The 7860-nt window shown below is 71.2% G+C and carries 7 protein-coding genes; 3 read left to right on the top strand and 4 right to left on the bottom strand.

The window, feature by feature from the left end; genetic code table 11:
• Positions 1 to 149: 149 nt before the first annotated feature.
• Positions 150 to 692: a transposase gene (locus ACTIGN_RS01460; protein WP_439620673.1), complete on the bottom strand. Its 543-nt coding sequence runs from the start codon at positions 690 to 692 to the stop codon at positions 150 to 152.
• Between the two features lie 128 nt (positions 693 to 820).
• Positions 821 to 4474 (bottom strand): tubulin-like doman-containing protein, encoded by a 3654-nt coding sequence (locus tag ACTIGN_RS01455; RefSeq protein ID WP_439620672.1) that lies wholly within the window; start codon positions 4472 to 4474, stop codon positions 821 to 823.
• Between the two features lie 106 nt (positions 4475 to 4580).
• Between ACTIGN_RS01455 and ACTIGN_RS01450 the strand changes: the two genes are divergently transcribed.
• Genes ACTIGN_RS01450 through ACTIGN_RS01440 form a run of 3 tightly spaced genes read left to right on the top strand, consistent with a single transcriptional unit; the run spans position 4581 to position 6342 of the window.
• Entirely contained in the window at positions 4581 to 5060 is a 480-nt protein-coding gene (locus tag ACTIGN_RS01450; protein ID WP_439620671.1) for an ASCH domain-containing protein, read from the top strand.
• Positions 5061 to 5105: 45 nt separating this feature from the next.
• Positions 5106 to 5804, top strand: a complete 699-nt coding sequence (locus ACTIGN_RS01445; protein WP_439620670.1) for a (5-formylfuran-3-yl)methyl phosphate synthase — start codon at positions 5106 to 5108, stop codon at positions 5802 to 5804.
• Between the two features lie 31 nt (positions 5805 to 5835).
• Entirely contained in the window at positions 5836 to 6342 is a 507-nt protein-coding gene (locus tag ACTIGN_RS01440) for a hypothetical protein (RefSeq protein ID WP_439620668.1), read from the top strand.
• Between the two features lie 255 nt (positions 6343 to 6597).
• On the opposite strand, the gene ACTIGN_RS01435 is transcribed toward ACTIGN_RS01440, so the two are convergent.
• Both ACTIGN_RS01435 and ACTIGN_RS01430 read right to left on the bottom strand, forming a co-directional pair.
• A complete protein-coding gene (locus ACTIGN_RS01435; protein ID WP_439620667.1) occupies positions 6598 to 7254 on the bottom strand; it encodes a hypothetical protein in 657 nt (218 codons plus the stop codon).
• Between the two features lie 21 nt (positions 7255 to 7275).
• Positions 7276 to 7833, bottom strand: a complete 558-nt coding sequence (locus tag ACTIGN_RS01430; RefSeq protein WP_439620666.1) for a hypothetical protein — start codon at positions 7831 to 7833, stop codon at positions 7276 to 7278.
• Between the last annotated feature and the right edge of the window lie 27 nt (positions 7834 to 7860).

The following is a 7860-nucleotide window of genomic DNA, read 5'->3' as shown; positions in this document are numbered from 1 at the left end:
GCGCCGAGCGAGGGGTGAGCGTGAACCCTCGCTCGGCGCTCGGGCTCGGACCAACCGCCGGGTTTTGGGCCACGCTCACCCGGCGCTCGGGCTCGGGCTCGGACCACGATTTCTCCACTCATTCTCGTATTGTGTCTGCCCGTCAGCGCTCAATCGCCCTGAGCGTTCAGGTCTGCACCTCTATTCGACTCCAGCGTCGGGTACACGGCCATTGGTTCGCCCTGCTGGTGGAGGGTGTAGTTCACCGCTGCCGCGACGGCGTCCTCGTGCCACAAGTACCGCGTACTGCCGTGCTCAGTCCACCGCTTGCGGTTCGGGTCCTCGAAGCCCGCCCCGTTCAACCGCTTGCTCGCGTTTGCCTTGCACCCGCGCATTACGAACTCGGGCTCCCGGGCCGCCGATACGACCAGGTGTACGTGATTCGAGCGGACGTGGAGTGCGAAGACGTGCCAACCGCGGAACTGGCACTCGTCGATGATCGCGTCGCGGACGGTGTCGCGCCGCGGGGCGTCGAGGGTGTACGGGGGTTGCGTCATCCGCTCGCGGGCGATTGTTTGGAGTTCCAACGCGGGCGGGAGCCACGGCATGCCGACGGTGTTGTGCTCCCGGTCCACTGAGCCCGGTGCGTCGCCGTGGAGCCACGTCCCGTAGGTGCTGAACGTGATGAAATAAGCCAGTGGGCGATCTGGCATGGCGGCACCGGAACGTGATCGTTCACCTCGGTTCCGGTCCGAGCCCGAGCGCCGAGCGAGGGTGCGCGTGAACCCTCGCTCGGCGCTCGGGGTCGGACGAAGAAGACGAAGCAGGCCGACGTGACGCGCTACTGCCCGGCGTGCTGCCAGTGGATGTCGATGCGGGCGTGGGGCGGGTGGTCGCCGGTGGCCATGGCCTGGTACGCCTCGCGGCCGTGCTCGCTCAACTGCGGGAGCGCGGAGAGCGGCACCAGGGAGAGTTCGCGGTAGAAGCAGATGTCGTCGGGGAGCGCCGCGGGGGCGACCTCGACGCCGGGCAGCGCGTTGGCCGCGAGGTCGCGCAGCTCGTCGCCGGCCGGGCCGGGCGGCACGCCCAGCACGAACGTCTCGTAGTGCCCGCCCGGGCCGCCCTTCGCGCCCAGCTCCGGGGCCGCCCCCTCGTAGGCCTCGGCCAGCAGCGCCTCGGCGTCGCCCTCGGACCGGTACCGGAAGAACACCATCGCCGGGTCGGCGTGGTCGAGGTGCCTGTCGAGGAACTCGCGGGACATGCGGAGCAGGATCTCGCGGAAGATCGGCCCCTTGTCGTTGGGGTGCAGGCACACGCTGCCGACGCTCTTGAGCTTCCGCTTCACCTCCTTCTGGAGCCCCTGCTCGAACGTCAGGAGCTCCTCGGGGGCGAGGCCGGCGAGGAACTGGTCGGCGGCCTCCTCGAGCGTCGAGCACCCCGGGGGGAGGATGAGCTTGCCGCCCACGGGGGCCGACGACTGGGGCGCGGCGGCGGCCAGTTGCGCGTGCATCTCGCCCAGGCTCCCGCGGCAGAAGTTGATCTCCCGCAGGTATTCGGGGGCGTTGCCCAGGAGCTTGCGGTACAGGGCCAGGCAGTTGTCGGCGACGTGCAGCTTGATCCGCTTGCGGGGGTACTCGCTGAACAGCTCGACGATCTCGGCGGCCCGGCTCGCGCGGCCCGCGTTGAGCGCGCCGATGGCGGTCACCAGCTTGGTCCACAGGGCGCGGACGTCCTTCTCCAGCAGGTCGCGGACCGGGGCCAGGGCGTCCACCTGGAGCTTGAGCTTGTCGGTGACCTGGCGGACCGCCTCCTCGGCGGCCGGGAGCCGGAACTGGGGCACCTCGATGAACGTCGCGGCCATCATCCCGATGTGGCCCTCGGCGTCCTTCACCAGCCGCTCGTGCCGGGCCGCGAGCGGGGCCACGACCAGCCCGGGGGCGGCCCCGTCCTCGGCCGCGTCCGGCTTGCCGACGAGCTTGAGCAACTCGTCGAGGACGGTGCAGGCGGCGACCGCGTCGAACTTGCCGCCGGACGGGGTGTTGGTGCGGAGCGGGTTGATGATCGCGTCGACCACCCGGTCCGGGTCCTCGCGGAGCGTCTCCTGGACCGCGCCGCGGAACTCCTCGGCCATCGTCTCCAGGTCGAACTGCCGCTCGGTCCACTGCTGGGCCAGCCAGGTCGCGATCGGCTCGTGCAGGTGGGCCGCGTCCTTGGCGGTCCACCGCTGGATCTGCCGCTGGGCGAACCGGCACGTCGCGGCCGCCAGCATCTCGGGCCGGGGCCACGACAGGCGGAACAGGCCGAACGTCTGGCACGTGGCCCCCGAGACCGGCACCGCCTGGGCCAACTTGTCGCGGCCCTCGTCGGCGACGCGGCCGACCGGGGTGAGCACCTCGTTGAACAGGGCGCGGGCCGCCAGCCCGGCGGCCGCCGCCTGGGACCGCGGGGCCACGGCCCTGGGCAGCGGGAGCACGGCGACCCGGGAGAACGGCGGCTCCGAGTCCACCACGGGGGCCTCGGACTTGTCGAACGTGGTCTGGTAGACCCCCTTCTTCGCCTGGTAGTGGTGCAACTCGGTGAGCGCCGCGTAGGCGTTCCCCAGGGCCGCGCCGCGGTTCGCCTTGGACGCCGGCGGGGCGAAGAAGACGCCGTTGATCTCCGGCTTGAAGTACCCGACCTGCCGCATCTCGTGCCGCAGCAGGAACGCGACGTCCAGGAACATGCCCGCCCCGGTCCCGCCGGCGAGGCCGGTGACGATGTACGCCCGGGGCCGGTTCGTCCGCAGCCCGAGCCTGGTGTTCTTGTGCGCCTCGGCGACCGGCCCCTCGATCATGAACGCCTCGATCTCCTGCCGGACCCGCTGGGCGATGACCCGGTAGTGGTCGAACAGCGCGAGCCGCCCGAACGCGCGGACCCCCTCGGCGGCCGCCGGGTTCCGCGGGAGCCGGTACAGCGCGCCCGGCGGCATCCACGGGTCGACCGGCGGGAGCGAGTCCCGCTGGAGGTAGTGCCCCGGGCGGTTGAGCCGGGCGAGGACGGCCTCGTGCGGGGCCAGCCCGTCGGGGTGGTCCGGCGGGTTGTTGGGGACCGCCTCCGGGTCGGTGTCGATGTACAGGTACCGGACGTTGGGCACCCGGTCGGTGTGGGTGTACCGGTCGCAGATGAGCTTCTTGAGGGCCTCGACGACCCGCTTGCCGGTCTGCCCGATGGCCAGCACCAGGGCCGGGAACAGGACGCCGTCGCCGGTCTTCTCCGGCGGCGCGATCCCGAGGCTGCCCATCCGCCCGGTCTGGAAGATGACCGGCCGCTGGAGCGTCATGGCCGGGTTCGAGCCCCCGGGGTGAGCGGTCGACGGGGTGACGAGCCGGGCCCCGAACCCGGCGGTCGGCAGCGGGGTGCCGCCGTGCGGCCGGGCCTGCACCAGCGGCGGGAGCCGGCCGGGCTGCGGGGTCTCGTTGTTCTTCGCCTGGGGCGGGGCCTCGCCGAGCCGGCCGGGGCCGCCGGGGGCCAGTCGGGTGAGCTGCACGGAGCTGGGCGGGTTGGGCCCGGCCGGGTCCAGGGCCAGCTCAGCGACCGTCGGCGAACTCGAGCGGCCGGGCGGCCGGAGCTGCGACGGGGCCGGGGCCATCGGCTCCCGCTGCGACGCGATCAGTTGCGCGAGCGGCGACCCGGACAGCTTCAGCGCCCGGACCATCTCGCCGCACGTCGGGTACCGGTCGTCGGGCTTCTTGCTCAGCCCGCGGCCGATGATCGCCGCGTCGCTCTCCGACAGGCCGCTCAGGTCCGGCGTGCCGTTCATGTGCTGCATCAGCAACTGGCGGGTGTTGGTGCCGTTGAACGGGCGGTTGCCGGTGAGCAGCTCCTGGAACACGATGGCGAGGCTGTACTGGTCGGAGAACCGCGACACCCACCCCTCGAACGTCTCCGGGGCGGCGTACACCGGGGTGACCCCGCCGGTGACCGCGGCCCGCACCCCTTCGAGCACCTTGGCCAGGCCGAAGTCGGCGACCTTGACGTGGTTGTGGACCAGGAACAGGTTCTGCGGCTTGATGTCGAGGTGCTGGATCTGGTACTGCGTGTTCATCAGGTCCAGGGCCTCGGCGGCCTCGGCCATGTACCCGAGCAGCTCCTCCCGCGGCACCCCCTGGAGCCCCTGCCCGCGGCACTCGCGGAACCGGTCCCACAGGTTGCGGTCCGCCAGCTCCATGATGATAATGAGCTGGCCGTCGATCTGGTCGTACCGCTCCAGGGACAGGATGTACGGGTGGCGGATCTCCCGGACCCGCTTCATCGCCTTGAGTTCCTGCTCGGCCGGCCGGCTGTCCTCGTCCATCGCGTCGAGGTCGCCGAACACGAACTTCGCGGCCTTGTGCAGCCCCCCGGGGGCCTCGACCTTCCACACCTCGCCGAACCCGCCCCGGCCGAGGCGCTCGATCAGCTTGTACCCCAGCAGTGGGGCAGGGAGTTCTTCCTGGCTGACCAGACGGACCGGCATCTGTGGACCGCCAGAAGGGGTGTGGCGATTTGGTCAGATGGTGCCCCGGGCGCGCACGACGAACCCGGTAGTGGCTCAACTAACCTTTTAGCTCAGGGTAACAGGTTTGGCAACAAATGCACCAGAGGAACAGAGCGGGTTCCGTCCGGGCGCGAATCCCGGCCCCGCACCCGGCCGCCTCGTCGCCATCTCGATCAAGCAGCCGTGGGCGGCCCTGCTCGTGGCCGGCGTAAAGACCGTCGAAGTCAGGACTTGGTGGACCGCCCGCCGGGGCCGGGTGCTGATCCACGCCGCGAAGGTGCCCGACGACCGGCCCGAGGGGTGGGCGCTCGTCACCACCCCGGAACTGCGGGAACTGGCCGCATTACGCGGCGGCATGATCGGCGTGGGCGACCTGATCGACTGCGTGCGGTACCCCACGCAAGAGGCGTTCGCCGCCGCGGCCGCCGGGCACCGCAACGCCCCCGAGTGGTTCCGCCCCGCCGGGCTCCACGGGTTCGTGTTCCAGAACCTCCGCCCGATCATGTATCATGCGTGCCCGGGGAAAACGATGTTCTTCACGGTGAACGCCATTACGCTCGCGTAGGGTTGCGACCGGCGGTCTGCTTCTCTTGGAAGGATTCACTCTGCTATGGGCACCAAGACAGGGCTCCTCGTGAGCGTGCGGTCGGCGGACGAGGTGGCAGCGGCGCTGGCCGGCGGGGCCGACCTGATCGACGTCAAGGAGCCGGCGAAGGGGTCGCTGGCCCCGGCCGAGGCCGAGGTGGTCGCCGCCGTCATCGACGCCGTGAAGGGGAAGGTGCCGGTGAGCGCGGCGCTGGGCGAGTGGTCGCCGAACGCGCTGACCGAGGCCCACTGGCACATGGAACTGAAGCTCAACTACGTGAAGTGGGGGCTGGCGGGGTACTCGCCGGCGCCGGGCTGGGGCGAGGACCTGCTCGACACGCGCCGCGAACTGCCCGTCGGCATGGAGATGGTCGCGGTCGCCTACGCCGACTGGGAGCGTGCGAAGTCGGTGCCGCCGGCGGAACTGGCGAAGTTCGCGAAGCGGTTCCGGTTCAAGGCGTTCCTGATCGACACCTGCGTGAAGGACAGCAAGACGCTGCTCGACTTCATGAAGCCGGACGAGATCCAAGAGCTGGTCGAGAGCCTGCAGCGGGTGTACACGACGGTGGCGATCGGCGGGTCGCTGCGGCCCGAGCACCTGAAGCCGCTCAAGAGCGTGACGCCCGACTTCTACGCGGTGCGGTCGTCGGTGTGCGCCGCCGGGAAACGCGAAGGCGTGATCGACGAGGCCCGCGTCAAGAAGTGGAAAGACACCATCGGTTGACCAACCGCCCGGCGAGCCAGAAGCATTGCACATGACCGACCACCCGTTCCTGTCGCTCGTCGTTGAGGCGCTGAACCTCATGCACCCGCGGTTCGCCGCGGCGCACGGGCGGGAGTACCCCCCGGCCGAGGCCGACGAGCCGCCGGCCGCCCGCAAGGCCCGCGAGCGCTCGTTCGTGATGGAGTTCTACTCCGAGTTCCGCCGCATGTGGGACCGGGCGGCCCCCGTGCAGCGCGGCCTCGGGCACGTTCTCGTGCAGGGCGACCCGGACGCCCCGGCCCGCCAGCCGGACCTGCTGTTCTGGCAACTCGGCGAGCGCGGCCAGGGCGACCGGCGGCTCGCGGCCGTGTCGCTGGTGTTCCGGTCGAACCCCGCCGCGGTCGCCGCCGACCTGAAGCTGCTCGCGCGCTTCCGCGACCTCGGGTACTCGCTGGCGGTGTGCGTGCTGATCGGCAAGGCAACTGATCCCGACCCCGAGCCGACCCCGGGCGTCACGCCGGTGCGGTTCGACGTCGAGAAGTGGCAGGTCGTTGGTTGAGCGATCCGGCGCGACTGGTGTGGCTGTCCGGAGCACCTGTGTTCGGCCCGAAGGGCGGGGGCGTGACGGTGGACGGGTCCGGGGTCGCAACGGCAGACGACATGGTTCACCTCCTCCCGTAACGTAGCGGCCTACCGAACCTGTGGGGTTCGCATGGGTCCGAGCCCGAGCGCCGAGCGAGGGTTCACGTTGCCCTTCGCTCGGCGCTCGGGCTCGGACCAAGACACCACGGTTCCGGTTCCTTCGGACCTGGTATCACTCCTTGCCCAGCACCAGATCGGCGACCCAGCACCCGCGGGCGTGCGGCGCAGCGGCGCGGCAGTGCGCCAGCACGGCGTCGCTGTCGCACCCAGCATCTTGGAGCGCGTCCGCCAGAATCGGCATCGCGCCGAAGTCGCGGGACTCGTACATCTGACGGGCGAGCGCGAGAGCGGTGGGCGTGCGCCACTCGGGCGCGAACGCCACGGGGCGGAACGGGTTCCCGACGATGTCGCGGAGCAGCACGACCTGCTCGGCCTGCTCCGCGGCGACGGCCGCCTGGTACGCCGCGGACCAGAACCGCCGCCCGGCCGCGGCCGCCTGGTAGCTCGCGCACTGCGAACTGGAAAGCGGCAACCGGTCGTGCCGGTCCAGTGCCCACTTCACCGCGAGGGCGTGAAAGTTGGGCGCGGCGGTGTGCCGGTCGATCCGCTCGCGGGCCTCGGCCACCCCGCGCGGGTTCAGGAGCCCGTCGGCGTGGAGTTCGGCCGCCTCGACCCCGTGGCGCAGGTCGTCGTGGGGGAGCGCGTCCCAGATGCGGCGGCAGCACGCGCACGCGAACAGCCGCCGCTTCCGGTCGGACAGGTGCGCGAGCGCGAACTCCCGCACCGTGCGGTCGATCGCCGTTGCCGCCAGCCACGCCGCCTCGGTCATGTGCCGTGCCCCCGCGCGGCGTCACTTCTTCGCCCACTTGCCGTCGGCCCCGAGCACCAGCGTCACCTTCAGGTCCGGGAGCCGGAACTCCTCGATCCGCCACGCGCCGTCCTTCTTGCGGGCGGTGTACTCGGCGGCCCCCTCGTACGCCCCCTCGGCCTTGAACGTCACGGTGCCGGTCGCGGTGCCGCCGTCCACCGTGGCGGTGCAGTCGGTGATGTACTCCCGGTGGATGGCGGTCGAAACCGGGCGGTACGACCCGTCGAGCCGCTTCGGCCCGCAGATCGCGCCCGCGAGCTTCACCGGGTTCGGCTGCTCGCTCGCGTACCGGAACGACTTCGCCTCGGGGTCGGGGACCAGGTTCAGGACGACCCAGGTGAGCGAGTCGCCGTTCTTGGGCGCGGCCCCGGCGGGGTTCCCGCCCTGCATGATACCGATGAGGTCCTCGGCCGGGAGCCCGGCGGCCTCGGGGATGAGTTTCTTCGCCCGCGTGACCGTGAACGACCCGTCGTCGGCCGCGGTCCAGCCCAGGCACACCGTCACCACGAGAACCAGCCCGACCACCTTGACTCGTGACATGATTGACCCGCCCCGGAGGTGAATAGG

This window comes from Gemmata sp. (assembly GCF_051859125.1).
In the GTDB taxonomy this organism is placed as follows: Bacteria; Planctomycetota; Planctomycetia; order Gemmatales; family Gemmataceae; genus Gemmata.
Note: the sequence above shows the minus strand (reverse complement) of the source record. Positions and strands in the feature narration are given on the sequence as shown.

Excerpts from the sequence above, each read along its gene's own strand:
- ACTIGN_RS01460 (WP_439620673.1), bottom strand. The coding sequence starts at position 692 with ATGCCAGATCGCCCACTGGCTTATTTCATCACGTTCAGCACCTACGGG.
- ACTIGN_RS01455 (WP_439620672.1), bottom strand. The coding sequence starts at position 4,474 with ATGCCGGTCCGTCTGGTCAGCCAGGAAGAACTCCCTGCCCCACTGCTG.
- ACTIGN_RS01445 (WP_439620670.1), top strand. The coding sequence starts at position 5,106 with ATGGGCACCAAGACAGGGCTCCTCGTGAGCGTGCGGTCGGCGGACGAG.
- ACTIGN_RS01440 (WP_439620668.1), top strand. The coding sequence starts at position 5,836 with ATGACCGACCACCCGTTCCTGTCGCTCGTCGTTGAGGCGCTGAACCTC.
- ACTIGN_RS01435 (WP_439620667.1), bottom strand. The coding sequence starts at position 7,254 with ATGACCGAGGCGGCGTGGCTGGCGGCAACGGCGATCGACCGCACGGTG.
- ACTIGN_RS01430 (WP_439620666.1), bottom strand. The coding sequence starts at position 7,833 with ATGTCACGAGTCAAGGTGGTCGGGCTGGTTCTCGTGGTGACGGTGTGC.